This window comes from Roseovarius aestuariivivens, from assembly GCF_004761875.1.
Lineage (GTDB): Bacteria > Pseudomonadota > Alphaproteobacteria > Rhodobacterales > Rhodobacteraceae > Roseovarius > Roseovarius aestuariivivens.
Map to the genome: position 1 here is coordinate 186,214 of NZ_SJEY01000006.1, position 25,165 is coordinate 211,378.

Consider the following 25,165-nt stretch of genomic DNA (forward strand, 5'->3'; position numbering starts at 1 on the left):
GGCGATCACGCCTTCTTGCGGGTGATCGTCCCCGCCTTCTCGGCCAAGTCGCGCGCGATGGCAAAGGCACCCTTGATCTTGTCGGCGTCCTTCTTCCAGTCGCGCCGCACCACGATCTTGTTATCCTTGACCTTGGCCAGCCCCTTCTGGTCCTTGATGAACTCCACCAGACCCTCGGGACTGGCGAACTTGTCCTGGTGAAACTGGATCGTGGCGCCGCGCGGCCCGCCATCGAGCTTGGCAATGCCTGCCCGCTTGCACATCGCCTTGATGCGCACGACCAGCATCAGCGTGTTGACCTCTTTCGGCAGCTTGCCGAACCGGTCGATCAGCTCTGCGGCAAACCCTTCCAGCTCCACCTTGGTCGACAGCGCCGAAAGACGCCGGTAGAGCCCCAGCCGCACATCCAGATCCGGCACATAGTCTTCGGGGATCAGCACCGGCACGCCCAGATTGATCTGCGGCGCCCACTGCTCGTCGGCGTCAGAAAGCCCCTCCAGCTCGCCCGCCTTGATCTTGGCAATCGCCTCTTCAAGCATCGTCTGGTAAAGCTCGTAGCCCACGTCGCGCATCTGGCCCGACTGTTCCTCGCCCAGAAGGTTCCCCGCCCCGCGAATGTCCAGATCCTGGCTGGCCAGCGTGAACCCCGCGCCTAGCTGGTCGAGCGACCCCAGCACCTTGAGCCGCTTTTCCGCGCTCGCCGTCAGCTTTGCCCGCGGCTTGGTGGTTAGGTACGCATAAGCCCGCGCCTTCGACCGGCCCACGCGCCCCCGGATCTGGTAGAGCTGCGCCAGCCCGAACATATCGGCGCGGTAGACCACCATCGTGTTGGCTGTCGGAATATCCAGCCCCGATTCCACGATGGTCGTCGCCAGAAGAACATCGTACCTGCCGTCGTAAAAGGCGTTCATCCGGTCATCGAGGTCTTTCGCCCCCAGTTGCCCGTGCCCCACGACAAAACTGACTTCCGGCACCTGCTCGCGCAGAAACTCCTCAATCTCCGGCAGGTCGCTCAGGCGCGGCACAACGAAAAAGCTTTGTCCGCCCCGGTAATGCTCGCGCAAGAGCGCCTCGCGCACCGTGATCGGATCGAACTCGCTGACATAGGTGCGGATCGACAGGCGGTCGACCGGCGGCGTGCCGATGATCGACAGATCCCGCACGCCACTCAGGCTCAGTTGCAGCGTGCGCGGAATGGGCGTCGCCGTCAGCGTCAGCACATGCACCTCCGAGCGCATGGACTTCAGCTTTTCCTTGTGACCCACGCCGAACCGCTGTTCCTCGTCGATGATCAGCAGGCCGAGGTTCTTGAACCGGACAGTCTTGGCCAGAAGCGCGTGCGTGCCCACCACGATATCGACCGTACCATCGGCCAGCCCGGCGCGCGTCTTGGTGGCTTGGCTTTGCGGCACAAAGCGCGACAACGCCCGCACGGTCAGGGGGAAACCCCGGAACCGCTCGGTGAATTCCTGCGCGTGCTGCCGCGCCAGAAGGGTCGTTGGCGCGATCACCGCCACCTGGACCCCCGCCATCGCCGCGACAAAGGCAGCGCGCATCGCCACCTCGGTCTTGCCGAACCCCACATCGCCGCAAACCAGCCGGTCCATCGGCGTGCCGCTCGCCAGATCTTCCAGAACATCCTCGATCGCGCGCAGCTGATCGTCAGTTTCCTGATATGGGAAGCGTGACGCGAAGGCCTCCCACGCGTGATGCTCGGGCTCCAGCACCGGGGCCTTGCGCAGCGCGCGCTCGGCGGCGATCCGAATGAGGCGATCCGCCATTTCGCGGATGCGCTCTTTCAGCTTGGCTTTCTTGGCCTGCCACGCGCCCCCGCCCAGCCGGTCGAGCATGCCTTCCTCATGCCCATAACGGCTCAGAAGCTCGATGTTCTCCACCGGCAGGTACAGCTTCGCGTCCTCGGCATAAGTCAGAAGCAGGCATTCATGCGCCGCCCCCGCCGCCGTGACGACCTCCATACCGGTAAACCGCCCCACGCCGTGATCGACATGCACCACCAGATCGCCCGCGCTAAGGCTCTGCGCCTCGGTCAGGAAATTCTCGGCCCGCCGCCGCTTCTTGGGTGAGCGGATCAGCCTGTCGCCCAGCACGTCCTGCTCGGCGATCACGGTCAGCTTGTCGGTTTGAAACCCGTGTTCCAACCCCCAGACCGCCAGATGCAGCCCATAGCGGTCGATGGCGTCGGCATGTTTCACCGTCACCGCGCCCAAGAGGCCCTCGTCTTCCAAAAGTCCCTCAAGCCGCTCGCGCGCGCCTTCGGAATAGGCCGCGATCAACACCGGCCCATGCGAAAGCCGCGCTTGAACATGGTCCTTCAGAACGCTGAAAAGGTTTATCTTTTCCTGCTGGCGCTCGGGCGCGAAATTGCGCCCGATCCGGCCGCCTGCATCTATCACACCGGGTCCCGGCGCTTGGGCCAGCGGCGAAAAGGCCAGCACCCGCCGGTCCCCCACCGCCGCGTCCCACGCCTCTCCGTCAAGGTAAAGCCCGGACGGCGCGAGGGGCTTATAGACGGTCTCGCTCCGGCCCTTCTGCGTCATCGCGTGGCGGCGCGCTTCGTACTGGTCGGCGACCTGCTCCCACCGGGCTTCGCGCGCGTTTTCCACCTGATCGTCCAGCGTCACCGGCGCACCGGGCAGGTAATCGAACACCGTTTCCAGCCGCTCATGGAACAAGGGCAGCCAGTGTTCCATGCCCGCGTGCTTGCGCCCCGCGCTCACCGCCTCGTAAAGCGGATCGTCACTGCCCGCCGCGCCGAACTCGATCCGGTAATTCTGCCGGAACCGCCGGATCGCGGCCTCGTCCAGAATAACCTCGCTCACCGGCGCCAGCTCGATCCGGTCAAGCTTCTCGGTGGTGCGCTGCGTCGCCGGATCGAACCGCCGCACGCCGTCCAACATATCGCCGAAAAGATCGAGCCGCACCGGCCCGCCCTCGCCCGGCGGATAGACGTCTATGATCCCGCCTCGGATCGCATAATCGCCCGGCTCCATTACCGTGTGCGACTGCGAAAACCCCATCCGCACCAGAAACGCCCGCAGCGCGTCCTCGTTGATCCGGGTGTCGACCTGCGCGGCAAAGGCCGCGTCCTTCAGAACCTCCCGCGCCGGCACCCGCTGCATCGCCGCGTTAAGCGTCGTCAGCAGCACGAACCGCCCCGGCGCGCCATGCATCAGCCCCGCCAGCGTCGCCATCCGCGCGGCGGCGATATCGGCATTGGGCGACACCCGGTCATAGGGCAGGCAATCCCAGCCCGGAAACCGCAGCACCGGCATGCCCGGATCGAAAAACCGCAGCGCCTCTTCCATCGCCGCCATGCGCTTGTCATCGCGCGCCACGTGGATGACCGGCCCGCCTGCCTTGGCGATCTCCTTCAGGACAAGCTGCGCGTCAAACCCTTCCGGCGCGCCGCCGACCCTGATGCGCTCTGCGTTGCCCATGCCGCTCACCCGAGCGCGCCGGCGGTCATGTTCTGCAGCATGCCCCACATCGCCGTCGCGAAGATCGACAGCATGCCGATGATCTGGGTGATCAGGCGATGCTTGTGCAGCCGCTTGTAAAGCGCCTCACCCTCAAGCCCGCCTGCCCGGATCGCCTGCGCCGTACCGATCGACAGAACCGCGATCAGGCTCATTGGAAAAGCCAGCAGAAAGACCGCCTGGCTGAACTGGTTGTCATAGACAAAGCCCAGCAGGAACAGCGAGGTCAGCACGAAGCACAGGAACCCGGCCAGAACCAGCCCGGTTTCGGTGGCGATATATAGAATACGGTTGGTGCTGATCCGCACCATGTCCTGCAAGTCCTCGATCCCCTCGGGATCGCCCTTCTTGGCGCGCAGCACCATGTCCCACGGCACGCCCAGCACCCAATGGCTCACCGTCGACCACATCACCGCCAGCACGATCCAGAACCACAGGTTGCTGAAGCTGCGCATGTCGATCAGCTCGAAGATCTCGTTGATCAGGTCCACCGCTCAGGCCTTTTTGTTTTCCGGCAACCTCATAGCGCCGCCGATTGGGGATTCCTACCCTTGAGATGCGGGAATTTCCATGCCACTCAGGGACAAATGCCCGCAGCCGAGGACCCCTGCCCCATGCGCCCGACGCAAGCCCCGTTTCCCCAGACCCGCCTGCGCCGCACAAGGCGCTCCCCGGCACTCCGGGCGCTGGTGGCGCAGAACACGCTCAGCCCCGGCGATTTCATCTGGCCCGTCTTCGTGCGCGAGGGCGAAAACGTCGAGGAACCCGTGCCCTCCATGCCCGGCGTCCTGCGCCGCTCGGTCGATCGCGTGGTCGAGGCCGCGCGCGAGGCCCACGCCCTCGGCATCCCCGCGATCTGCCTTTTTCCCTATACCGATGCCGCGGGCCGCACCGAAGATTGCGCCGAGGCTTGGAATCCTGACAACCTGTCCAACCGCGCCACCCGCGCGATCAAGGACGCGGTGCCGGATATCGCCATCATGACCGACGTGGCGCTCGATCCTTATTCCGACACCGGGCATGACGGGTTTGTCCGCGACGGCGAGATCGTCAATGATGAGACCGTCCAAGCGCTGGTGCGTCAGGCCCTCAGCCAGGCCGAGGCGGGCGTCGACATCATCGGCCCGTCGGACATGATGGACGGGCGCATCGGCGCGATCCGCTCTGCGCTGGAGTCAAACGGGCACCACAACGTGCTGCTCCTGTCCTATGCCGCCAAGTATGCCTCGGCCTTCTACGGCCCGTTCCGCGATGCCGTTGGCGCCTCGGGGGCGCTCAAGGGCGACAAGAAGACCTATCAGATGGACCCCGCGAATTCCGACGAGGCGCTGCGCTGCGTGGCGCGCGACCTTGCCGAGGGCGCGGACATGGTCATGGTCAAACCGGGCATGCCCTATCTCGACATCTGCCGCCGCGTGAAGGACGAATTCGCCGCGCCCACCTATGCCTATCAGGTGTCCGGCGAATACGCGATGATCCAGGCCGCCGCCCAGCAGGGCTGGATCGACGGAGAGCGCGCCATGGCCGAAAGCCTGATGGCCTTCAAGCGCGCCGGCTGCGACGGGATCCTGACCTATTTCGCGCCGACGATGGCCCGCGCCCTTCAGGTCTGACCGCGACCGCACGCAAGAACCCGCCAAAACACCACAATCTGTGGTGACACCCCGGCTTTACCCCTCTATAGTGTTGCCCAGACCGGCATCATCAAAAAGACCGGCCCATATCAGGCAACGAACAGGCAGTCTCATGAGCAAACTATCCCGGCGCAGCTTCACCCTCGGCGCGCTTGCCGCCTCGCCGCTTCTGGCGGCCTGCGGCAACGGCGTGGGCTCGACCGGCGCGCAAAAGATCGACGCGCGCGTCGACTCCACCCTGAACTATCTCTTCACCCAGTATCCCAACACGCAGGACCTGGCCGCGAAATCCACCGGCATGCTGGTCATGCCGCTGGTGACCGAGGGCGGTTTCATGATCGGCGGCGGTTACGGCCGCGGCGCCCTGCGCGTCGGTGGCGTGACCGTCGATTTCTATTCCGCCACCAAGGGCAGCGTGGGCCTGCAGATCGGGGCGCAGCAATTCGCGCATGTGCTTTTCTTCATGACCGACGACGCGTTGGCGCGCTTCCGGCGCTCCTCGGGCTGGGTCGCAGGCGCGGATGTGGAATATGTCTTCAACGACAATGGCGGCAATCTGCGCGCTGACACCACCACCGCCACGGCGCCCGTGGTCGCGGTGATCTTCGGCCAGGCCGGCGCGCTCGCGGGCATTTCGCTCGAAGGCATGAAATACACGCGGATCATCCCCTAAGTCGGCAAGCGGCGCGGTTTCAATGCGTGGCGCGCCGCGCCGCCGCGCCATTGACGCCCCGGCCCGCCGGCGGCGTAGCCTTATTCCCAGGCCTTCGGATCCAGCAGCTCCGACCACGGGCGCGAGGTCTCTACTTTCTCCTCGTCCTCGATCTCGCGCTGCTGGCGCAAAAGCTCCATCTGCCGGTCGAGATACTTGGCAAAGCGCGGCCCCGCCGCCTCTTCGTCCCAATGCGCGCTGATCTTGCCCTCGATCAATCCCAGCCAGTAAAGCCGCAGCACCTGGTTGATCCGTGTCTGATATCCCGGCCCCAGCTTGCGAAACCACCGCACCATGTCGGCGTCCAGCCGGATCGTCACCCGCGTCTTGGCTCGCGCGATGGGTTCGCGGCTCTCCATCCCGCTCCACTCCTCGGGAAGGGACTGGTCGATCCAGCTTTCGGTCAGATGCTCCTGCAGGCGGCGAAGCTCTTCCATCATCTGAATGCGCGCCTGCATCGCGCGGCTGCGGGATAAGGTCATGCGGGCGGTCTCCTGTCGGCCGGATCATGGGAACCGGCGCAGTTTTCCGCCTGAAGGTTAACGCGGCCCTCCGCCGCCGCGCGGTGTACGGGATGTGCACGGCCTGTGTACGGGGTGTGACCGGGTCAAACGCCCCGTTGCGCCGCTTTCCTAACGCCCCGCGCTAATGCAGCGTGAACTCGCCCGTCACCTGCCGCCACTCGCCCGGGCTGATCATTTTCCGGTGGATGAACTTCACCGAATGCAGCGGCCCTTCGATTTCGTCCTTCCAGTAGTCGATGAACTTGAAAAGCCGCGGATGGTCCGGCGCAATGTCATAGTCCTGCCAGACGAAGGTATTGAGAACATGGGCATAATCCGGCATGTGATAGTAAAACTCGGCCGTGGTCAGGCCGTACCCCTTCAGCATCATCTCGGTTTCGCTCATTTCCATATGGGCACTCTCCTGTTGGTGTTTCTGCTCCTCCCTGATTCAATGATGCCCAGAAAAACTTACTTTTCAATAAAAACAGTGTGTTAGCAGGACCATCCAGTGGCTGCCAACGGCGCCGGGCATGAGGCATTGCACCCCATATCCGGCCTCTGGTATAGTTTTTTCAACAAGATATAGAGTCATCCGACAGGACGGGCAGCCAGATGAGCGACACGCCGGAAACCCCTGAAAACGAAGACGAAATGCCGCCCGAACGCCCGGTTTACGAGGGGCCAAAGGTCTCCATCACCGACGAGATGAAGACCTCCTATCTCGACTACGCCATGTCGGTCATCGTCTCCCGCGCCATCCCCGACCTGCGCGACGGCCTGAAACCGGTGCACCGCCGCATCCTCTACGCGATGCACGAAACCGGCAACACGCATGACAAGCCCTACCGCAAATCCGCCCGCCCCGTCGGCGACGTCATGGGTCAGTACCACCCCCATGGTGACAGCGCGATCTACGATGCGCTCGTGCGCATGGCGCAGGATTTTTCCATGTCTTTGCCGCTACTTGACGGGCAAGGCAACTTCGGCTCGATGGACGGCGACAATCCGGCGGCCATGCGCTACACCGAGGTGCGGATGGACAAGCCGGCCAATTATCTTCTGGCCGATATCGAGAAAGACACCGTCGATTTTCAGGACAATTACGACGGCAAACAGCAGGAGCCCACCGTCCTGCCCGCCCGCTTCCCGAACATGCTCGTCAACGGCGCAGGCGGCATCGCCGTGGGTATGGCCACCAACATCCCGCCCCACAATCTGGGCGAGGTCGTCGACGCCACGCTGGCGCTGATCGACGATCCGGACCTCTCCTCGGAACAGTTGATCCGGTATATCCCCGGCCCCGATTTCCCAACCGGTGGCCTCATGCTCGGCCGGTCCGGAGCGCGAAAGGCCTATCTCGAGGGCCGCGGCAGTGTCATCATCCGCGCCAAGACCCGGATCGAGGAGTTGAGGAAAGACCGCTATGCCATTGTGATCGATGAGATTCCCTATCAGGTGAACAAGGCCGCGATGATCGAGAAGATCGCGGAAACCGTCCGCGAGAAAAAGATCGAGGGCATCGCCCATGTGCAGGACGAATCCGACCGTCACGGCGTGCGCGTGGTTGTCGAACTCAAGCGTGACGCCACTGCCGAGGTGGTGCTCAACCAGCTTTATCGTTTCACACCCATGCAGACCTCTTTTGGCTGCAACATGCTGGCACTCAACGGCGGCCGGCCGGAACAGCTGACGCTCTACGGGTTCCTCTCCGCCTTCATCAGCTTCCGCGAAGAGGTTGTCGCACGACGCACCGCCCATGACCTGCGCAAGGCGCGCGAGCGCAGCCACGTGCTCTGCGGACTTGCGGTCGCGGTCAGCAATGTCGACGAGGTCGTGGCCACCATCCGCGGCTCCGCCGACGCCGCTGAGGCGCGCCAAAAGCTGATGACCCGCCGCTGGCCCGCGAAGGATATCCTTGAATACATCGCGCTGATTGACGACCCGACGCACACCGCCAATGAGGACGGCACGTATAACCTGTCCGAAACCCAGGCCCGCGCGATTCTAGATCTGCGGCTTCAACGCCTGACCCAGCTTGGCGTCAAGGAAGTCACGGACGAGTTGCAGGAGCTGGCCGGCAAGATCAAGGAATACCTCGCTATTCTGGCCTCGCGCGAGCGCATCATGGAGATCATCTCGGACGAGCTGCGCGAAGTGAAAGAGCTGTTCGCCGTGCCCCGCAGGACCGAGATCGTCGACTGGTCGGGCGACATGGAAGACGAGGACCTGATCGAACGCGAAGATATGGTCGTGACCGTCACGCAGGGCGGCTACATCAAGCGCACGGCACTGGCCGATTTCCGCGCGCAAAAGCGCGGCGGCAAGGGTCTCTCCGGCATGCAGACCAAGGAAGAGGATGTCGTCACCAACCTCTTCGTGGCCAACACCCACACGCAGCTTTTGTTCTTTACCACCGACGGCATGGTCTACAAGTTCAAGACGTGGCGTCTGCCGCTTGGCGGGCGCACGTCCAAGGGCAAGGCGATCGTGAACATCCTGCCCATCCCGTCCGGGGTCAGCATCGCGGCGATCATGCCCGTCGACGTGCCCGAAGAGGAATGGAACAACCTGCAGATCTTTTTCGCGACCTCGGCAGGCGATGTGCGCCGCAACGCACTCAGCGATTTCACCAATGTCAAATCCAACGGCAAGATTGCGATGAAACTGCCCGACGAGCACACGCAGCTGGTGAATGCGCGGATCTGCTCGGAAGACGATGACGTGATGCTTGTCACAAGCTCGGGCCGCGCCATCCGCTTTCAGACGACCGATGTGCGCGTCTTCAAGGGACGCGATTCCACCGGCGTTCGGGGGATTAAACTTTCTGGTAACGATTCCGTCGTATCCATGTCGGTGATCCGGCATTTCGACGCTACGGCGGAAGAACGCGCCACATATCTCAAGATGCGCCGTCAAATGGCCGGCGCCACGGACGAAACGGAAACCGACGAGGAAGAACAGGCAGAGGGATCCATCAGCCCAGAACGTTTCGAGGAAATGCAGGCTGCGGAAAACCTGATACTGACAATCACCGAACAGGGTTCGGGCAAGCTCAGTTCAAGCCATGATTACCCGGTCCGCGGACGCGGCGGCATGGGCGTTCAGGCAATGGACAAGGCGATGCGCGGCGGCGCGCTCGTGGCGTCCTTCCCCGTCCAGCTTGAGGATCAGATCATGCTGGCCACCTCGCGCGGCCAATCGATTCGCGTCCCGATTGATGGGATTTCCTTCCGCTCGCGAAGTGCGGGTGGCGTCAAGGTGTTCAATACCGGCAAAAACGAGAAAGTCGTCAGCGTTGCCTGGATTGCGGAATCCGACGATGAAGAGGCCGAGGCCGATTCAACGCCCGCGGGTGAATAAATCGGTCCTAAAAAAGTGAGCGCAGGCCGGGTCTGCGCTTCATTTACATGATTTTGCGCAAATTTTGCCGTATTCCGATGCGATAGCACACCTATTGCGCCTGTTTTCTGCGCAAGAAACTGGAACGAGTGGCCCGTGCAAAGACAACAACGCTGGATTGATTATACCGGTCTGAACCTAATCCGAATCGTGATCGGGTCCTATTTCATGGCCATTTCGCTCGACCTGATCGAAGGCAGCGATCCGCGCGTTTTGTTCCTGCCCATCTTCGACCCGCAAACAGCGGACCTCGTCACAACTGTGTTGCTGTTTTCCGTTACCGCAGCCTTCATGATCGGCCTCTACCTGCGCCTGACCTCGCTGATACTGGCGATCTTCATGATGGCGTCGTCCTACGTCACGAATTTCATGCTGCCTCAGACCGCACAGGTGGCCGATTTCTGGCGAGACCTCACCCTCGTCTGCGCCGTGCTTCTGTGTTACTCGTGCTTACGGCGCAATGAGGTGCGCAAGGCCGCGCTTGTGTGGCGGCGCCGCAGCGAACGCATCCCCGCGCACACGCACGAATCTGTCACACCGCGCCGCGTGTCCAGCCCGACGGCCGCCCGCACCCCGCGAGAACCCACGACGGCCCAGTACCAGAACGCTCTGGAACCGCTGATCCGGCGCCCCCGCCCCGTGGTCGCGAGCCCCGCCCCGACGTCACCGCCGTCCCTGCGCAGCATTCCGGCAGCGCACTACTTGTCCGTGATCGAGGACGACGACGAGGATCAGCCCGAAAACATCTTCAAGGCGATCTGAGCAGGAACAGCAGGCCCACACGTGGCCCGGTCACTTCGATCTAGTTGGTGGCGTTGTTCACCGCGCCAGTGACACCGATCACTGTGCCGAAAAGACCGATGATGGTCGAGGCCGCATTGATCGGCGACTCCGTTGCAAGAAGCGTGTCACCTGGCTGCACAAGGAATTGGCGCGCTGCAAACAGCCCATCCGCAGAGGTCAGGTCCAGCGTGAATACGACCTGCTGTTTGTTGGGTCCCGCAAAGCCCGGCTTGAGGTCGCGCGGATGGTAATCGCGCAGGATCAGCACACCCTCCAGATTGGCCCGGCTCGCATTCAGACCGCCGGTGCTCGACAGCGCCTCCATGACGCTAAGCCGGTCCTTATCGAAATAGACCAGTTGCTGCTGACCTGTCGCACCAAGCGCGTTAAAGCTCCGGTCGTCCTCGACGACGATGATCTCGTCGCCGCCGCGCAGCCGAACATTCCGGCCTGCATCTGCCAGAATGGCGTCGACCCGGGTTTCATACGTGCGCCCGCCGCGTTGAAGACGGATCAGCGGGTTGCGCAGTCCGGGATCCACCCCGCCGCTCTGCGCCAGAATACCCAGGATCTTCGTGTTGCGGCTTTCCAGCTCGTATCGGCCAGGCGCACCAACGCCGCTGACCACATCGACCGAGTTGTTCCGTCCGGCCGTCACCGAAAGCTGCACCTGCACCGATGGCAGGATCTGCTCGAACTGCTGTTGCGCCCGCCGTCGTGCGGAGTCTTCGGTCAGACCGCGCACGGAAATCTCGCCCACATAAGGCAGAAAGATCTTGCCCGAAGACGATACCTTTTGCTGGGCGATGTTGGCGTAACGGCCATTGTCACCGGTCAGAAGTGAATTTTCGTTGTTGTCCCAGACGACCATGTCGATCACATCGCCGGTCTGAATGGTCGAAGAGTCGGGACCGCGATCCGCGGAAAGCCAGTGATAGTGGCCATGCCAACCGCTGCGCGGCCATTTCGCCAGAAGCGGTGTGGTGTCGCGCGTGACCTCGACCACCTGAAAGCTTGGTGCCTCGGAGCGGCTTTCCTTCAGGACCTCGGACTGCACCGCTGCTCCGCGTGGTAACGCACAGGCGCTCAGCAATGTAAGGCACATGGCCGCAAGGATCAGCTTGGCTGTTCGCATCCGGTTTGCCCCCGATTTCTTGTTCACGCAGACTGACTAACCCGTTAGCAAGAGGCGAGACAATGCCTTTATTCCCGAAAACGATCTTCGCAGGAAACTGAAGCAAATTTGAATCACGTCACACGCATATTGATCACAGGATCCGGCGGACGGCTCGGAGCTTTACTCCGCGCCGCGCGCGACCGCGATGGACCGCAGAGAGCCGAGATCGTCTTTCAGTCGCGACGCCCGGGCGCGGATCTGCAATGGCGTCCGGACGAACCCGCTTGCCACCTGCCCTCCTGCAAGGCACTCGTGGCGCTTTGGGGGCTGACCAACGGCAGCGAGCACGAGCTTGCCACCAATGCAAGATTGGTCGATCTCACGACGGACATCGCCAATGCCTGCGGAGCGGACCGGGTTTTTCACATGTCCAGCGCAGCGGTTTACGGCCCCGGCGCAAACCTGTCGGAAGATCAGGCCCCCTGCCCCATAAACCCCTACGGCCGCGCCAAGCTGGACATGGAGCGCCGGGTGGCAGAGCTGCGCGACAATTCCCGGTCGCATCACGTCATTTTGCGGTTGGCGAACGTGGTCGGCGCCGACAGTCTCGCGCCGGGATTGCGCGCAAACCTTGCGGTAAAGCTCGACCGGTTCGACGACGGGCATGGCCCTCGGCGCAGCTATATCGCAGCAAGCGATTTTCTGCGAATCGTGACCCGCCTGACCGAACTGGAGCGGCATCACTGCCCGGATATTCTGAATATCGCGGCACCGCAGCCCGTGGAAATGGAGGGGCTTTTGCGAGCCGCGGGCCGTGAGGTTCTCTGGTGCCCGGCACCTGCCCGCGCAGTGCAGGATGTCACGCTTGACGTTGGCCGGCTTGGACGACTACTGCCTCTTCACCAACTGATGTCAAAGCCCGCTGATCTTGTCGCAGACTGGCAGGAGCTGGAGAGACGAAGATGACGCCCGGCAAACGCGCGATGGACCTCGCACTCGCCTTGTTCCTGAGTGTGGTACTCGTCCTGCCGATGATGCTGATCGCCGTGATGATCCTCATGATCGACGGCAGGCCCGTCTTCTACACCTCACAAAGGATGAAAAGCCCGACGGTTCCCTTTCGTCTCTGGAAGTTCCGCACGATGCGGCCCCGGGTCGAGGATCACACCGTATCCGCCGGCTACAAAAATCAAAGCATCACACGGACCGGCCGTTTCCTGCGCCGCACCCGTCTCGATGAATTGCCTCAGTTGCTCAACATCTTGCGTGGCGACATGAGTTTTGTGGGTCCCCGTCCTCCCTTGCCACGCTACGTGCAGCTTTTCCCCGAAATCTACGGTGCGGTTTTGCAAAAACGTCCCGGCGTCACCGGTCTTGCAACCTTGCGGTTTCACCGACGCGAGGAACAACTTCTGGCGCAGTGTATGACGGCCGAGGAGACCGATACGACATACCGGCGGCGCTGTATCCCGGCAAAGGCCCGATTGGATCTCATATGGGCTCAGAACCACTCGCTCTGTTTCGATCTAAAGCTCATCCTCGAAACGGTGAAAAAGGTATTTGGACTGGGAAGGCGTTCTTGAGTGTGCTAGTTATTTAGCGATCTGATGAAAAAATGCGCGGTATTTCGCGACCGCAGAAAAATCCAACTTGTTTGACCCATTATCGATACGCTACCGTCTCAAAGCAGGGTGATATCGCTGGATAGATGATCCTAGCACTACAGGTGTGTGCCTGGCAGGGGCTGAGCAGTAAGCACTCTACTCCAACCGCAGAAATTGGATTGCCATGCTTTACCGAATAGCAGTTTCACTAAGCCGACAGCAAAAACGGCTGATGCTTCTCGGGATAGACGTTCTGCTCATTGCCGTGGCGCACGCGCTGGCGACTTCTTTGCTGATCGGATATATCGGCTTTGTGAACATGCTCGACAGCTTTCTTGTCGGCGCATGCATCCTTATGGCAGTCGGATTGGGCCTGATTGCCTTTCTCGGACTCCACAAGATCAAGCTCAACGCCTACCAGATGCAGGGGGTGGTTGAATCCGCCTTTGTGGCCGCCGTGATTACGGGCTCCGGAGTTGCATATTCTGTCATCGCCACGCCCCCGTCCTTTCCCGCCCCGCTTTATGTCGTGACGGGTATGCTTTTTCTGATCCTGTCAGTTACGTCACGACTGTTCATGCGCCAGGCGCTTTTGATGATTTATCGCCGCGGAAACCCACGCGTTCCGATCATCATCTACGGCGCGGGCCAAACGGGGCAGCAGCTTGCAACGGCTCTGGCTGTGGATGACGCGGTAGAACCGATCGCGTTCGTGGATGATGACCGGCGTCTTCAAAGCCTTACGGTCGCCGGACTTCGCGTTTATGCGCCGGTGGAAATCCAGGATCTCGTCGACCGCTACGACGTGCGCCGCATTATTCTTGCCATGCCAAGCGCGAAACGCGCGGTCCAGACGGCGATCACACGGCGCCTGGTCGAAAGCGGATGCGAGGTTCACGCGCTGCCGTCGTTTTCGGACCTGATCGCCAACAAGGCGGACAGCCTGTCGGACACCAAGCCCGTCGACGTTCATGATCTGCTTGGGCGGGAAAGGTTGGAGCAGGAACTGCCAGGCGTCAGTGGAAGCTACCGCAACCGGAATATTCTCGTGACCGGCGCCGGCGGCTCCATCGGTTCGGAACTCTGCCGGCAGCTTGTCGGTTGTAAGCCAAGTAAGCTGATCCTTCTCGATCACAGCGAACTGGCGCTTTTCGATGTGCATCGCGAACTGGCGACGCTGTCGCCGGAAACCCCGATCGTACCGATCCTCGGCTCGGTCTGCGAACGGGGTCTGGTGGTCGACGCCATGGAGCGCAACAAGATCGACGTCGTACTGCACGCCGCCGCCTACAAGCATGTGCCGCTTGTCGAGGAAAACGCGCTGGAAGGCATCCGGGTGAACGTCTTCGGAACAAAGACCGTCGCCGATGCCGCCCGACTGACCGGGGTCGAGCGGTTTATTCTCGTTTCCACCGACAAGGCGGTGCGGCCGTCCTCTATGATGGGCGTATCCAAACGGTTTGCCGAAATGGCTGTGCAGGATCTGGCAACACGGTCGACGACGACCCGCTTTTCCATGGTGCGCTTCGGCAACGTGCTTGGATCGTCCGGCTCCGTTATTCCGCTATTCCAGGAACAGATCGCTCGGGGCGGTCCGGTGACGTTGACCCATTCAGACGTGACCCGCTTCTTCATGACAATCCCCGAGGCCGTGCGCCTCGTACTACTGGCGGGCTCGTTCGCGCGCGGTGGCGATGTCTTCGTGCTCGACATGGGTAAGCCGGTTCCGATCCGGAAACTGGCCGAGAAAATGATCCGGAACGCCGGCTATTCCGTGCGCGATGCCGAGAACCCGGAAGGCGAAATCGAGATCGAGATCACCGGCCTTCGACCTGGCGAGAAATTGCACGAAGAGTTGTTGATCGGCTCGGATATGCTGACAACTCCGCACCCGAAGATCCTTCGCGCGCAGGAAAGCCATCTGTCCGAAATCGAAATGGCCAATGCCCTGCAAGCCTTGCGCCAGTCGCTCGACACGCGAAGCGAAGACCTGCTGAAGCAGACACTGGATCAGTGGATCGAGCGCCAAGGCGACGACAAGGTGGCATCGCGCTCGGTCAATCTCTGAGCACTACTGCCCGAGCGCCTCGGCCTTTTCAGCGAGCTCCAACCAGTCTTCTTCTGCTGCTTTCAGCGCAGTCTGCCGTGCGCCAAGCGCTTCGGTGGCCTTGGTGAACTTAGCCGGCTCGCGCCTGTAGAGATCTGGATCTGCGAGTAGACTTTCCAGCTTGGCGATCTCGCCTTCCAGACGAGCAATCTCGTCCGGCAAGGTGTCGAGCCGATGTTTTTCCTTGAAACTCAGCTTGCCTGAACCCGACCTTGGGGCGGTCTGAGCTGCGGTGGCCTTATTGGGGCTCGCCGGCGCGGTTTTCGGCCGTTCTGCTGGTGCCGGAGCCTCCTGCCGCTGCGCCATGTAATCCGACCATCCGCCGGCATAGACCACCACCTGGCCACGTCCCTCCATCGCGACGGTCGTGGTCGCCACCCGATCCAGAAAGTCACGATCGTGACTGACGAGAAGCACGGTACCATCGTAGCTGTCGAGCAACTCCTGAAGCAAGTCCAGCGTCTCGATGTCAAGGTCGTTGGTCGGCTCGTCCAGCACCAGAACATTGCTTTCCCGCGCCATCAGCTTGGCCAGAAGCAGACGCGCCTTTTCTCCGCCGGAGAGCGAACGCACCGGCGCGCGCGCCTGCCGCTCATCGAAGAGGAACTCCTTGAGATAACCGACCACATGCTTTGGCTGACCGCGAACAAGGATCTGGTCGGCCTTGCCAGAGACACGCATCTCCGGATCGCCGGTCAGACTGTCCCAAAGAGTCATATCCGGATCAAGGCGCGCGCGCGCTTGATCGAATACAGCTGGAACGAGGTTTGTGCCGTGCCGCACCTCTCCGTTGTCCGGTTCGATTTCCTTCATCAAAATCTTGAGTAGCGTTGTCTTGCCGACGCCATTCGGCCCGACAAAGGCGACACGGTCCTTGCGCTGTACGGTCAGGTCGAAATTTCGCACGATCGGTCCATCGCCGAAACTCTTCGAAATCCCGCGCGCCTCAATCACCTTGCGGCCGCTTTGTGGTCCGCTTTCCAGCGCCATGGCCGCCGTTCCCTGGCGCTTGATCTGCGCGGCGCGTTCGGCGCGCAAGTCCTGCAAGGCACGCACCCGGCCCTGGTTGCGCTTGCGCCGCGCACTGATCCCTTCAACCGCCCAACGAGCCTCCTCGGCGATCTTCCGGTTCAGCTTGTGGCGCGCCATGTCCTCTTCTTCCCAGACCTTGTCGCGCCAGGCCTCGAACGCGTCAAAGCCCTTTTCCTGCCGGCGGACCGAACCTCGATCTATCCAAAGCGTGGCGCGCGTCAGCGCGCGCAGGAAGGCGCGGTCGTGACTGATCAGAATAAACCCCGCCTTTGTGGCGCGCAGCTGATCCTCGAGCCAGGCAATGGCGGTGATGTCGAGATGGTTCGTCGGCTCGTCCAGCAACATAAGATCGGGGGCCTCGGCCATCAGCTTGGCGAGGGCCGCGCGGCGGCGCTCTCCCCCCGAGGCTGTTGCAACGGGGCGGTCAGGATCGAAAGCTAGGCCCTCGGCCGCCATTTCGATGCGGTACTCTTCGGCGGGATCCAGCTCGCTCGCGGCGAAGTCTCCCAACGTGGCGAAACCTTCCATTGTGGGGTCCTGCTCCATGTACCCCACGCTCATGCCCGGGCTGACGACACGCGTACCCCGGTCTGGCTCGACCAGGCCAGCCATCACTTTCATCAGCGTGGATTTGCCGGACCCGTTTCGGCCTACGAGCGCCACCCGGTCGCCGGGCTGAACTACCAGCGACAGATCATCGAAAACCGGTTCTCCGCCAAAGGTCAGAGATATATCAGAAAGCTGGAGAAGAGGTGCGCGCGCCATGGCTGCGGGCTAGCCCGCCCCCCGCGTCGCGTCAAGCGACCTCTTGCGCCACCGCCCGCAACAGCCGCTTTCGGGTGGCCGGAATCGCCTTGATCTCGACGCCCGTAAAGACGTGCAGCGTGTTCATCTGCCCGTCGACCACCGCATGATCGCTGACCCATCCGCCCATCATCAGGTAAGTCCGCAACAGAGGCGGCATTCCCTGCAATGCCCGCCGTGTGTCCGGCCGACAGCGGCGCAGCGTCTGCGCAAAGCGAAACACGTCGGGTGCCTTGACACGCGGCAGCCAACGACGCGGCGCAAGATGCCGGTCCTTCAGCATGGCGAACGCGTCTCGGTAAGTGCCGGCGTCCGTGCCTTTGAAAGAGGAACAGCCGAAAAGAAGCTCGACGCCGGTGTCATCCACAAACCTTGTCACCGCAGCCCAGGCCACCCGAAGGATATCCGGGTCGCGCGCTGCGGGATGGATGCAAAAGCGGCCCATCTCAACCATCGGCCCCTCAAAGCCCTGCAACGCGGACAGCTCGTAGAACTGGGCGGAATAGCTGCGTCCGATCTCCGTGCCTCCCTTTAGTGGCAAAAGGCGAAAGCAGCAGACGAGCTTGTCGGCCAAGATGTCCTCGATCAGAAAATGAGTACAAAGAGCATCGAACGCGTCACAATCGGCAATATCGGCCCGGTCCTTTCCGTGGAAAGCCTGGCCGCGCAGGTGTTGGGCGGCGCAAACATCCTCCACCGTCTGTGCAACGCGCGCCCGATAGCGTCCTTTGCTGAACATCCGATCACGCCCTTCTGAGCCCTTGCATAACGCTATATGCGCCATGTGTGGCACACAAGCCGCGACAGGTTCGTGACGAGATCAGTTGAAAATCTGGCTGGGGTCGATATTGCCGAAATTGCCAAGAAGCTGCCGCAGGATCCCCTTGTCGACAACAGACGAGCTTGTCACCCGACGGGTCAGAGGCACGACGTTCCCATCCGCGAGGCTGAAGCTTTCGATATTCGCGATAGTGTCATCCTGGGCGAAGCTGATGGCCAGCACCTGCCGCTCCACCACCTCGGGCCGAAACGCGCCGTACTCTCGTACACGGCTGCGCACGTAATAATAATCACCCTCGCTCAGAAGACCCGCCGCTGAAGGTGCGCCAATGACGTCGTCGACCGTTGCCCGCGTGTCCACGCCCACCACCAGGGAATTGATGTCTTCCTGGTTGGGCACATAGCCGTGGTTTCGGTATGAGGCCGCGCAGCCCGCAAGCACCGAAATAAAGCCCAAGAGCGCCGCCAGTCTGGCAACCCGATTGATCATGTCACCCATCATCGTCCTCTTGAGCATTTTGCCAGCAGGCTTTCACCCCGCTTACAACAAGGTAGCATCGAGGTTCAAGAAAGGATAAGCCGCGGCCCATGACCCAGAACAGTGAAAACTCCGGCCGTGTCCGTGTGGCCACCCTGAAAGCTGCCCAAGAACATGCGTTCGAGATCGTGCCCGACGAAATGTCTCTGGCGCGCATCGCCAAAGAATTGAACCTTCTGGATCTCCGCAAACTGCGCTTTACGGGGCATATTCTGCCCGAAGGCACGGCGGACTGGCGCGTCGAGGCAGAGCTTGGCGCAACCGTTGTTCAACCCTGTGTCATTACGCTCGAACCGGTTACAACCCGTGTTGAGGAACAGGTCACACGGCGCTTCTTGCGCGACGTGCCCGCGCCGCTTCCGGAAACCGACGAGGTCGAGATGCCGGAAGACGACACGATAGAACCCTTGGGCGAAGTGATCGACCTGCACGCGGTCATGCAAGAAGCCCTTGCGCTGGCTTTACCACCCTATCCCAAACGCTCAGATGCCGAACTGGAAAAAACCGATTTCGCACCACCGGGCGCAACGCCACTGCGCGACGAAGACGTTAAGCCCTTCGCATCTCTTGCCGCCCTAAAACGCAAGCTTGAAGGTGGCGACGGCGACAGCGGCTGAGACCATAAAGAATCGCTTGCCAGAGCACGATTTCCCTGTATTTTCGCGCTTCCACCGGATTTGGGGTTGAACCTGCGGCGCAGGACCGAGTATCAGCCGCCCAAGAGTTGAAACCGGGCGTATCCGCCCACCAGACCTGAGGTTGTGACATGGCTGTCCAACAGAACAAAGTTTCGAAATCGCGCCGCAACAACCGTCGTGCGCATGACGCGCTCGTGGCGGCCAACCCGAATGAATGCCCGAACTGCGGCGAACTAAAGCGTCCCCACCACGTCTGCGCGGCTTGCGGCCACTACGCCGACCGCGAGATAGTGGCAATGGTCGATGACATTGATCTGGAAGACGACGCCGCCTAAGCACCTGCGGGGGCCTCGATCCCATGACTTCACAGCAGGATCAGGGCAAGCCGCGAAACGGTAAAATCCTTATTTCCGTCGACGCCATGGGCGGCGATCTGGGGCCGGCGACCGTTGTCGCCGGCATTTCCTATTCCGCGAAGAAGAACCCGGACATTGGATTTATCCTGCACGGCGACAAGGCCACGCTGGAACCGCTTGTTGCGCGCCGCAAGACCCTGAGCGGCCGATGCGAGATTCGGCACGCCGACGACATCGTGTCGATGGAAGACAAACCGAGCCAGGTTGTGCGGCAGGGCAAAACCACATCGATGTGGTCGGCGATTGAATCGGTGCGGGCCGGCGAGGCATCGGTATGCGTTTCCTGCGGCAACACCGGCGCCCTGATGCTTATGTCCGTCATTCGCCTGCGCAAACTGCCCGGCATCTACCGGCCGGCAATCGCGGTTCTCTGGCCGTCCCAGAACCCGCAAAAGCATAATATCATGCTCGACGGTGGCGCGGATATTCGCGCCGATGCAAAAGACCTGATGCAGTACGCCTTGATGGGCACGTCCTACGCGCGCAACGGCTTCGGCCTCAAAAAGCCGCGTGTCGGCTTGCTCAACGTTGGAACCGAGGAACACAAAGGGCGGGCCGAACTGAAAGAAGCGCACGATCTGATCGCGGCCAACGCCCGCAACGGTGATTTCGAATTCGTGGGCTTCGTCGAAGGCCGCGACCTGCCCGGCACCGTGGCCGACGTGATCGTGACCGACGGCTTCACAGGCAACGTCGCGCTGAAGACCGGTGAAGGGACCGCCAAGCTTATCCGCGAGCTTTTACGCGATGCCTTCATGCATTCGCCTCTGTCCCGATTGGCCTCTGTTCTCGCCTATACGTCGCTGCGCCGCTTGCGCAAACGCATAGATCCCAGCCGGGCAAATGGCGGCGTCTTCCTCGGACTCAACGGCACAGTTGTCAAATCGCACGGCTCCGCCGACGCAACGGGCGTTTCGGCGGCGGTCAAGCTGGCTTTCCAACTGGCAGAAACGGGCTTTTCCGAGAAGCTTGCCGCACGGGTTGCTTCGGCCAATCTGCCCGAGCAGGAGGGCGAAGACAAAGCCCGGGACAACGGTGAACAGGAATGAAAATGCGTGCCGTTGTCGAAGGCGTAGGCCATTATCTGCCAGAGCGGGTCGTGCCCAACAGTCACTTCGAAAGCTTTCTCGATACATCCGATGAGTGGATCAAAAGCCGGTCCGGGATCGAACGCCGGCATTTTGCGGCCGAGGATCAGACAACATCCGACCTTGCGGTATTCGCCGCGAAAATGGCATTGGAAAACGCGGGCTTTAGCGCAGATGACATCGACGGCATTCTGGTCGCCACCTCGACGCCGGACCTGACTTTTCCCTCTGTCGCCACCATGGTGCAGTACGAACTTGGGATGACGAGTGGCTTCGGTTTCGACGTACAAGCGGTCTGTGCGGGGTTCATATACGCGCTGGCCAATGCCAATGCCCTGATTGTCTCCGGCCAGGCGCGGCGCCTTTTGGTGATCGGTGCCGAAACGTTCAGCCGGATCATGGATTGGACCGACCGCTCGACCTGCGTTCTTTTCGGAGACGGCGCGGGGGCCATTGTGCTTGGCGCACAGGAAGGCACGGGCGGTCCCGAGGATCGTGGCATCCTGTCGACAGACCTGAATTCCGACGGCCGCTACCGGGACATGCTCTATGTCGATGGGGGTGTGTCATCCTCGGGCACTTCGGGAAAACTGCGGATGCAGGGCAATCCGCTTTTTCGGCAAGCCGTTGAAAAGCTGACGTCCACGGCGGAGGCCGCGCTACAAAAAGCCGGCCTTAATGATAAGGATGTGGACTGGATCGTACCGCACCAAGCCAACATCCGCATCATTCAGGGCACCGCCCGAAAGATGGGCATCCCCATGGATCACGTCATCGTCACCGTACAGGATCACGGCAATACCTCTGCGGCATCCATCCCGCTCGCACTGTCGGTGGGCGTCAACGAGGGCAAGATCAAGCGCGGAGACCTGCTCGTGTCCGAGGCGATTGGCGGCGGGCTGGCTTGGGGGGCGGTGGTTTTACGCTGGTAGCGTAGAACAAAGCGCTAAAACACCGCCTAAACTTCTGCGGACAAGCCATTGAGATTGACTCGGAATTTTCTTCGCGCCTAATGTCTTGAAAACACCGGAGGGTTGGGTGATGGCGAACAAGACATTGACACGCATGGATTTGAGCGAAGCGGTGTTTCGCGAAGTAGGCCTCTCGCGCAATGAAAGCGCGGACCTCGTCGAAAGCGTTCTGGAACATATGTCCGACGCACTCGTAAAGGGGGAACAGGTCAAGATCTCGTCCTTTGGTACGTTTTCGGTACGAGAGAAATCCGCACGCGTGGGCCGCAACCCGAAGACCGGCGAAGAGGTGCCTATCATGCCCCGTCGCGTCCTGACGTTCCGCCCCTCGCATCTTATGAAGGATCGTGTCGCCGCAGGGAACCGACGCTAGGATACCGGTCCGATGCCCAAATCCGCAGACGCGTTCCGCACCATCAGCGAAGTCGCCGAGTGGCTCGAAACGCCCGCTCATGTGCTGCGGTTCTGGGAAAGCAAGTTCAGCCAGGTCAAGCCGGTGAAACGCGCCGGCGGTCGGCGCTACTATCGTCCGACGGATATGAAATTGCTGGGCGGCATCAAGAAATTGCTGCATGACGACGGCATGACGATCAAGGGCGTGCAGAAAATTCTGCGCGAACAGGGCGTGTCGCATGTCGCGGAACTGTCCCAACCGCTCGGCGATGCAGCCGACGACGTGGTGATCGAACATCCCGAGACAGCGAAGACACATGCGTCGCCAAAGGCAGAGCCTGCACCGGCGCCCGCGCCAGAGAGCGCGGCGATGCCGCAAGCAGAGCCTGAAACCGAATTGCCGCCACCTCCTCCTCCGGAAGAGGTGACCGAGCCGCCAGAACCCCTGCCCGGCCCGCAGCAAATGGACAGCGCGACGCCACAACCCACCGACGCGCCAGATCCGGAAACGCCGCAGGAGCAACTGAGCTTTTCTCGTCGCGCATCGGACACGGAAACTGCGCCGGATACCGAAGCAGAGGCAACATCGAACGCGTCACAAGACGCTGAAGATCCTCTTGCGCCCTTGCCCAGTTTCCTGAAGCGGCGCGAGGAGAACGACACTCCATCAACCGCGACTGAAACTCAAGACAGCGCGACACCGGACCTCGGTCCTCGACCAAGAAAGATCGAAGTGCCCGACGATCCTGCCGACACGGTAGCGGCGGAACCCGGCCTTCTCAGCCGTCTTTCCCGGCTGCCTACGCCCTTGTCTCTGGCCCAGGCAAAGCGCCTTGAACCAGTGCTTGAAGAGCTGAAACAGACCCTCCGATCCGGTCGCGACAGCCGGGGGTAAAAGTGGGATTTACCCCTTGTTCTCTGCGCCAAAACCAGTATGTAGCAAGCCAAGTCGGGCTATGGCGCAGCCTGGTAGCGCGTCCGTCTGGGGGACGGAAGGTCGCAGGTTCGAGTCCTGCTAGCCCGACCAAAATCACGCGTGAGCCCAGCAAGACGACACCGGTCAGCGTCCCGGTTTGCAAAACTCGGGGGACGACATGACCGGCGTTTTGGCGAGCCAGCAGATCGCAGCCCTTATCGCAGACGGCCGCATTTCCTCTCAGCAAAAGATACTGTCAGAGCAGGTGCAGCCGGCCTCACTTGATTTGCGGCTTGGCGCGGTCGCCTACCGCGTACGCGCGTCCTTTCTGACAGGTGCCGGCGCCACGGTCGAAGCAAGGCTTCAAGAGTTCGAGATGCACCGGATCGACCTCAGCCAAGGCGCTGTGTTGGAAAAGGGGTGTGTCTATGTCGTGCCGCTTATGGAACATCTCGATTTGCCGTCCGATCTTCAGGCTGTCGCCAACGCAAAGTCATCGACCGGCCGCCTGGATCTGCTCACCCGGGCCATCACCGACGGCGGCGAGGAATTCGACCGCGTTCCCACGGGCTATTCCGGTTCTATTTACGCCGAAATCTGTCCGCGCTCTTTTTCGGTCCTGGTCCGTCCCGGCATGCGGCTCAACCAGATCCGCTTTCGCCGGGGTCAAGCCGTGCTTGACGATGCCGCGCTTGCCGCCTTGCATGCTGAAAGCCCGCTGGTTGACGGCGAGGCGGTCATTGGCGATGGTCTGGGATTTTCCGTAGATCTCAAGCCAGAGACAGGCACGTTGGTTGGATACCGCGCGAAGCCACATACCGGTTTGATCGATCTGGATCGCATCGGCGGCTATGCCGCGGAAGACTACTGGGAAGAGGTTCATACGGAAGCAGGCCGTATCATCCTGGATCCGGGTGCTTTCTACATTTTGGTCAGTAACGAGGCTGTCCATATCCCGCCCAGCTACGCGGCGGAAATGGCCCCTTATTTAGCGATGGTCGGAGAGTTTCGCGTGCACTACGCTGGCTTTTTCGATCCCGGGTTCGGCCATGCAGCGGCAGGTGGCAGCGGTTCACGCGGGGTTCTGGAGGTGCGCTGCCACGAAGCACCGTTCGTTCTCGAACACGGTCAGGTCGTTGGCCGATTGGTCTACGAGAAAATGGATCAGGTGCCCGAGCAATTGTATGGCGCGGGCATTGCCTCGAACTACCAGGGACAAGGTCTGAAACTGTCCAAGCATTTCAAGGTTTGAGCGGCCTTAAAACCGGCTCAACCGTCGTCCGGCACGCAGCGCTTTCTTGGCACGTTGCGTTGTCTTACGCGTATCCGGCCCGCTCTGATGATTGGCTCGCGCGTCTTCTGCGCTATTAGCCTGCTTGCCTTTCGACATGCGGTTTCCGACGGCGTTTATACTCGCATTAACGCCCGATCGCAGAACGCGCCGAACGACCATCCGCACGACCATGTTGATAATTTGATTGGCGTTCATTGCGCCCTCCTCTTCTGCCTCGCGAAGTTTATAATCGATGAATATGCAATTTTCAGGGCGTCACTGACAACTATAGCACTAGTCCTCGAAGAGCTCGCTTTGCCCTTTCTGCAACGCCTCTTCGGCGTCTTCATCGCCGTCTCCCATCTGAGGCACCGTTCCCGGTGGAGGGCGGTTTTCAAGCAGTCCGGCAGCTCGCAACTCCTTGAGACCTGGAAGGTCGCGTGCATTCTCAAGCCCGAAATGATCCAGAAAGCCCTGTGTGACCACGAAGGTCACAGGCCTGCCCGGCGTCATCTTTCGCCTGCCAAAGCGGATCCACTCCATTTCCAAGAGCTGATCCACTGTTCCACGGCTGACGGACACACCACGGATCTCCTCGATCTCGGCGCGAGTCACCGGTTGATGGTAGGCAATAATCGCCAGTGTTTCGATCGCGGCGCGACTGAGTTTGCGGATTTCCACGGTTTCCTTTTCCATAAGGAAACCGAGATCGGGCGCGGTGCGCATGGCCCACGCGTCGCCCACCTTCACCAGCCGCACGCCACGCCCGTCATAGCGCCTGCGCAGATGCACAAGCGCCTCCGCGGCGTCGCAGCCATGCGGTAGTCGCGTCTCGAGTTCTCGAACGGTTACAGGCTCGGCGCTTGCGAAAAGAATGGCCTCGCACATGCGCTCCTGCTCGGCGATCGGAGGCGCCTCAAAGAGGCTTTCTTCTTTTTCTTCATGTACATCCGACAT

Annotated in this window: 24 protein-coding genes and 1 tRNA gene; 15 read left to right on the top strand and 10 right to left on the bottom strand. The window is 61.4% G+C overall.

Features of this window, described 5'->3' with window-relative positions:
- Positions 1 to 5: 5 nt before the first annotated feature.
- Together mfd and EZV60_RS11605 are read right to left on the bottom strand one after the other, a co-directional pair.
- Complete coding sequence (mfd, locus tag EZV60_RS11600) at positions 6 to 3,458, bottom strand: transcription-repair coupling factor (RefSeq protein ID WP_135505618.1); 3,453 nt, start codon at positions 3,456 to 3,458, stop codon at positions 6 to 8.
- 5 nt (positions 3,459 to 3,463) lie between these two features.
- A complete protein-coding gene (locus tag EZV60_RS11605) occupies positions 3,464 to 3,988 on the bottom strand; it encodes a component of SufBCD complex (protein WP_245306281.1) in 525 nt (174 codons plus the stop codon).
- Positions 3,989 to 4,111: 123 nt separating this feature from the next.
- Between EZV60_RS11605 and hemB the strand changes: the two genes are divergently transcribed.
- On the top strand, positions 4,112 to 5,110 hold the full coding sequence (gene hemB / locus EZV60_RS11610) for a porphobilinogen synthase (RefSeq protein ID WP_135505620.1): 999 nt from the start codon (positions 4,112 to 4,114) through the stop codon (positions 5,108 to 5,110).
- A gap of 133 nt (positions 5,111 to 5,243) precedes the next feature.
- On the top strand, positions 5,244 to 5,804 hold the full coding sequence (locus EZV60_RS11615; RefSeq protein ID WP_135505622.1) for a lipid-binding SYLF domain-containing protein: 561 nt from the start codon (positions 5,244 to 5,246) through the stop codon (positions 5,802 to 5,804).
- Positions 5,805 to 5,884: 80 nt separating this feature from the next.
- Here the strand turns inward: EZV60_RS11615 and EZV60_RS11620 are convergent, their stop codons facing one another.
- Both EZV60_RS11620 and EZV60_RS11625 read right to left on the bottom strand, forming a co-directional pair.
- Complete coding sequence (locus EZV60_RS11620; protein ID WP_135505624.1) at positions 5,885 to 6,325, bottom strand: BrnA antitoxin family protein; 441 nt, start codon at positions 6,323 to 6,325, stop codon at positions 5,885 to 5,887.
- 163 nt (positions 6,326 to 6,488) lie between these two features.
- Positions 6,489 to 6,758, bottom strand: a complete 270-nt coding sequence (locus EZV60_RS11625; RefSeq protein ID WP_135505626.1) for an usg protein — start codon at positions 6,756 to 6,758, stop codon at positions 6,489 to 6,491.
- 203 nt (positions 6,759 to 6,961) lie between these two features.
- Here EZV60_RS11625 and gyrA point away from each other — a divergent pair, with 203 nt between their 5' ends.
- Positions 6,962 to 9,709: a DNA gyrase subunit A gene (gene gyrA, locus EZV60_RS11630; RefSeq protein ID WP_135505628.1), complete on the top strand. Its 2,748-nt coding sequence runs from the start codon at positions 6,962 to 6,964 to the stop codon at positions 9,707 to 9,709.
- 135 nt (positions 9,710 to 9,844) lie between these two features.
- The gene (locus EZV60_RS11635; protein WP_135505630.1) at positions 9,845 to 10,510 is read left to right on the top strand and encodes a hypothetical protein; all 666 of its coding nucleotides are present in this window, start codon (positions 9,845 to 9,847) and stop codon (positions 10,508 to 10,510) included.
- 40 nt (positions 10,511 to 10,550) lie between these two features.
- On the opposite strand, the gene EZV60_RS11640 is transcribed toward EZV60_RS11635, so the two are convergent.
- Entirely contained in the window at positions 10,551 to 11,666 is a 1,116-nt protein-coding gene (locus EZV60_RS11640; RefSeq protein ID WP_245306282.1) for a polysaccharide biosynthesis/export family protein, read from the bottom strand.
- Between the two features lie 129 nt (positions 11,667 to 11,795).
- Between EZV60_RS11640 and EZV60_RS11645 the strand changes: the two genes are divergently transcribed.
- The 3 genes from EZV60_RS11645 (at position 11,796) to EZV60_RS11655 (ending at position 15,320) form a co-directional block, all read left to right on the top strand.
- Positions 11,796 to 12,614, top strand: a complete 819-nt coding sequence (locus EZV60_RS11645; RefSeq protein ID WP_167853515.1) for an NAD-dependent epimerase/dehydratase family protein — start codon at positions 11,796 to 11,798, stop codon at positions 12,612 to 12,614.
- A complete protein-coding gene (locus tag EZV60_RS11650) occupies positions 12,611 to 13,231 on the top strand; it encodes a sugar transferase (RefSeq protein WP_135505634.1) in 621 nt (206 codons plus the stop codon). Before EZV60_RS11645 ends, EZV60_RS11650 begins: the two co-directional genes overlap by 4 nt.
- Positions 13,232 to 13,484: 253 nt before the next feature.
- On the top strand, positions 13,485 to 15,320 hold the full coding sequence (locus EZV60_RS11655) for a polysaccharide biosynthesis protein (protein WP_245306283.1): 1,836 nt from the start codon (positions 13,485 to 13,487) through the stop codon (positions 15,318 to 15,320).
- 3 nt (positions 15,321 to 15,323) lie between these two features.
- Here the strand turns inward: EZV60_RS11655 and EZV60_RS11660 are convergent, their stop codons facing one another.
- The 3 genes from EZV60_RS11660 to EZV60_RS11670 all read right to left on the bottom strand — a co-directional run bounded on the left by EZV60_RS11660 (position 15,324) and on the right by EZV60_RS11670 (position 18,474).
- Positions 15,324 to 17,156 carry an ABC-F family ATP-binding cassette domain-containing protein gene (locus tag EZV60_RS11660; protein ID WP_135505638.1) on the bottom strand — a complete coding sequence of 611 codons (1,833 nt, stop codon included), beginning with the start codon at positions 17,154 to 17,156 and terminating at the stop codon, positions 15,324 to 15,326.
- A gap of 31 nt (positions 17,157 to 17,187) precedes the next feature.
- Positions 17,188 to 17,934, bottom strand: a complete 747-nt coding sequence (locus EZV60_RS11665; protein WP_135505640.1) for a GNAT family N-acetyltransferase — start codon at positions 17,932 to 17,934, stop codon at positions 17,188 to 17,190.
- A gap of 81 nt (positions 17,935 to 18,015) precedes the next feature.
- A complete protein-coding gene (locus EZV60_RS11670; protein ID WP_135505642.1) occupies positions 18,016 to 18,474 on the bottom strand; it encodes an outer membrane protein assembly factor BamE domain-containing protein in 459 nt (152 codons plus the stop codon).
- Between the two features lie 89 nt (positions 18,475 to 18,563).
- On the opposite strand from EZV60_RS11670, the gene EZV60_RS11675 reads away from it, so the two are divergent.
- From EZV60_RS11675 to EZV60_RS11710, 8 genes are all read left to right on the top strand, one after another.
- Positions 18,564 to 19,130 carry a YceD family protein gene (locus EZV60_RS11675; RefSeq protein ID WP_135505644.1) on the top strand — a complete coding sequence of 189 codons (567 nt, stop codon included), beginning with the start codon at positions 18,564 to 18,566 and terminating at the stop codon, positions 19,128 to 19,130.
- A 149-nt stretch (positions 19,131 to 19,279) separates the two neighbouring features.
- Complete coding sequence (gene rpmF / locus EZV60_RS11680) at positions 19,280 to 19,486, top strand: 50S ribosomal protein L32 (protein ID WP_135505646.1); 207 nt, start codon at positions 19,280 to 19,282, stop codon at positions 19,484 to 19,486.
- A gap of 23 nt (positions 19,487 to 19,509) precedes the next feature.
- Positions 19,510 to 20,616, top strand: coding sequence for a phosphate acyltransferase PlsX (gene plsX, locus EZV60_RS11685; protein ID WP_135505648.1), 1,107 nt, complete (start codon positions 19,510 to 19,512; stop codon positions 20,614 to 20,616).
- Positions 20,613 to 21,587: a beta-ketoacyl-ACP synthase III gene (locus tag EZV60_RS11690; protein ID WP_135505650.1), complete on the top strand. Its 975-nt coding sequence runs from the start codon at positions 20,613 to 20,615 to the stop codon at positions 21,585 to 21,587. Before plsX ends, EZV60_RS11690 begins: the two co-directional genes overlap by 4 nt.
- A 109-nt stretch (positions 21,588 to 21,696) precedes the next feature.
- The gene (gene ihfA, locus EZV60_RS11695) at positions 21,697 to 21,999 is read left to right on the top strand and encodes an integration host factor subunit alpha (RefSeq protein WP_135505652.1); all 303 of its coding nucleotides are present in this window, start codon (positions 21,697 to 21,699) and stop codon (positions 21,997 to 21,999) included.
- A gap of 12 nt (positions 22,000 to 22,011) precedes the next feature.
- A complete protein-coding gene (locus EZV60_RS11700) occupies positions 22,012 to 22,914 on the top strand; it encodes a MerR family transcriptional regulator (RefSeq protein WP_135505654.1) in 903 nt (300 codons plus the stop codon).
- A gap of 55 nt (positions 22,915 to 22,969) precedes the next feature.
- Positions 22,970 to 23,046 (top strand) — tRNA-Pro (locus EZV60_RS11705).
- 67 nt (positions 23,047 to 23,113) lie between these two features.
- Positions 23,114 to 24,187, top strand: coding sequence for a 2'-deoxycytidine 5'-triphosphate deaminase (locus tag EZV60_RS11710; RefSeq protein WP_135505656.1), 1,074 nt, complete (start codon positions 23,114 to 23,116; stop codon positions 24,185 to 24,187).
- Between the two features lie 6 nt (positions 24,188 to 24,193).
- Here EZV60_RS11710 and EZV60_RS11715 read toward each other — a convergent pair whose 3' ends face one another.
- Positions 24,194 to 24,424: a hypothetical protein gene (locus EZV60_RS11715; protein WP_135505658.1), complete on the bottom strand. Its 231-nt coding sequence runs from the start codon at positions 24,422 to 24,424 to the stop codon at positions 24,194 to 24,196.
- Positions 24,425 to 24,502: 78 nt separating this feature from the next.
- On the bottom strand, positions 24,503 to 25,165 hold the full coding sequence (gene scpB / locus EZV60_RS11720) for an SMC-Scp complex subunit ScpB (protein ID WP_135505661.1): 663 nt from the start codon (positions 25,163 to 25,165) through the stop codon (positions 24,503 to 24,505).

Coding starts and splice junctions, on each gene's coding strand:
- EZV60_RS11700 (WP_135505654.1), top strand. CDS start 22,012: ATGCCCAAATCCGCAGACGCGTTCCGCACCATCAGCGAAGTCGCCGAG.
- EZV60_RS11670 (WP_135505642.1), bottom strand. CDS start 18,474: ATGGGTGACATGATCAATCGGGTTGCCAGACTGGCGGCGCTCTTGGGC.
- EZV60_RS11640 (WP_245306282.1), bottom strand. CDS start 11,666: ATGCGAACAGCCAAGCTGATCCTTGCGGCCATGTGCCTTACATTGCTG.
- hemB (WP_135505620.1), top strand. CDS start 4,112: ATGCGCCCGACGCAAGCCCCGTTTCCCCAGACCCGCCTGCGCCGCACA.
- EZV60_RS11675 (WP_135505644.1), top strand. CDS start 18,564: ATGACCCAGAACAGTGAAAACTCCGGCCGTGTCCGTGTGGCCACCCTG.
- EZV60_RS11665 (WP_135505640.1), bottom strand. CDS start 17,934: ATGTTCAGCAAAGGACGCTATCGGGCGCGCGTTGCACAGACGGTGGAG.
- EZV60_RS11620 (WP_135505624.1), bottom strand. CDS start 6,325: ATGACCTTATCCCGCAGCCGCGCGATGCAGGCGCGCATTCAGATGATG.
- rpmF (WP_135505646.1), top strand. CDS start 19,280: ATGGCTGTCCAACAGAACAAAGTTTCGAAATCGCGCCGCAACAACCGT.
- EZV60_RS11690 (WP_135505650.1), top strand. CDS start 20,613: ATGAAAATGCGTGCCGTTGTCGAAGGCGTAGGCCATTATCTGCCAGAG.
- EZV60_RS11655 (WP_245306283.1), top strand. CDS start 13,485: ATGCTTCTCGGGATAGACGTTCTGCTCATTGCCGTGGCGCACGCGCTG.
- EZV60_RS11625 (WP_135505626.1), bottom strand. CDS start 6,758: ATGGAAATGAGCGAAACCGAGATGATGCTGAAGGGGTACGGCCTGACC.
- EZV60_RS11650 (WP_135505634.1), top strand. CDS start 12,611: ATGACGCCCGGCAAACGCGCGATGGACCTCGCACTCGCCTTGTTCCTG.
- EZV60_RS11660 (WP_135505638.1), bottom strand. CDS start 17,156: ATGGCGCGCGCACCTCTTCTCCAGCTTTCTGATATATCTCTGACCTTT.
- EZV60_RS11710 (WP_135505656.1), top strand. CDS start 23,114: ATGACCGGCGTTTTGGCGAGCCAGCAGATCGCAGCCCTTATCGCAGAC.
- EZV60_RS11615 (WP_135505622.1), top strand. CDS start 5,244: ATGAGCAAACTATCCCGGCGCAGCTTCACCCTCGGCGCGCTTGCCGCC.
- plsX (WP_135505648.1), top strand. CDS start 19,510: ATGACTTCACAGCAGGATCAGGGCAAGCCGCGAAACGGTAAAATCCTT.
- ihfA (WP_135505652.1), top strand. CDS start 21,697: ATGGCGAACAAGACATTGACACGCATGGATTTGAGCGAAGCGGTGTTT.
- gyrA (WP_135505628.1), top strand. CDS start 6,962: ATGAGCGACACGCCGGAAACCCCTGAAAACGAAGACGAAATGCCGCCC.
- mfd (WP_135505618.1), bottom strand. CDS start 3,458: ATGGGCAACGCAGAGCGCATCAGGGTCGGCGGCGCGCCGGAAGGGTTT.
- EZV60_RS11715 (WP_135505658.1), bottom strand. CDS start 24,424: ATGAACGCCAATCAAATTATCAACATGGTCGTGCGGATGGTCGTTCGG.
- scpB (WP_135505661.1), bottom strand. CDS start 25,165: ATGTCGGATGTACATGAAGAAAAAGAAGAAAGCCTCTTTGAGGCGCCT.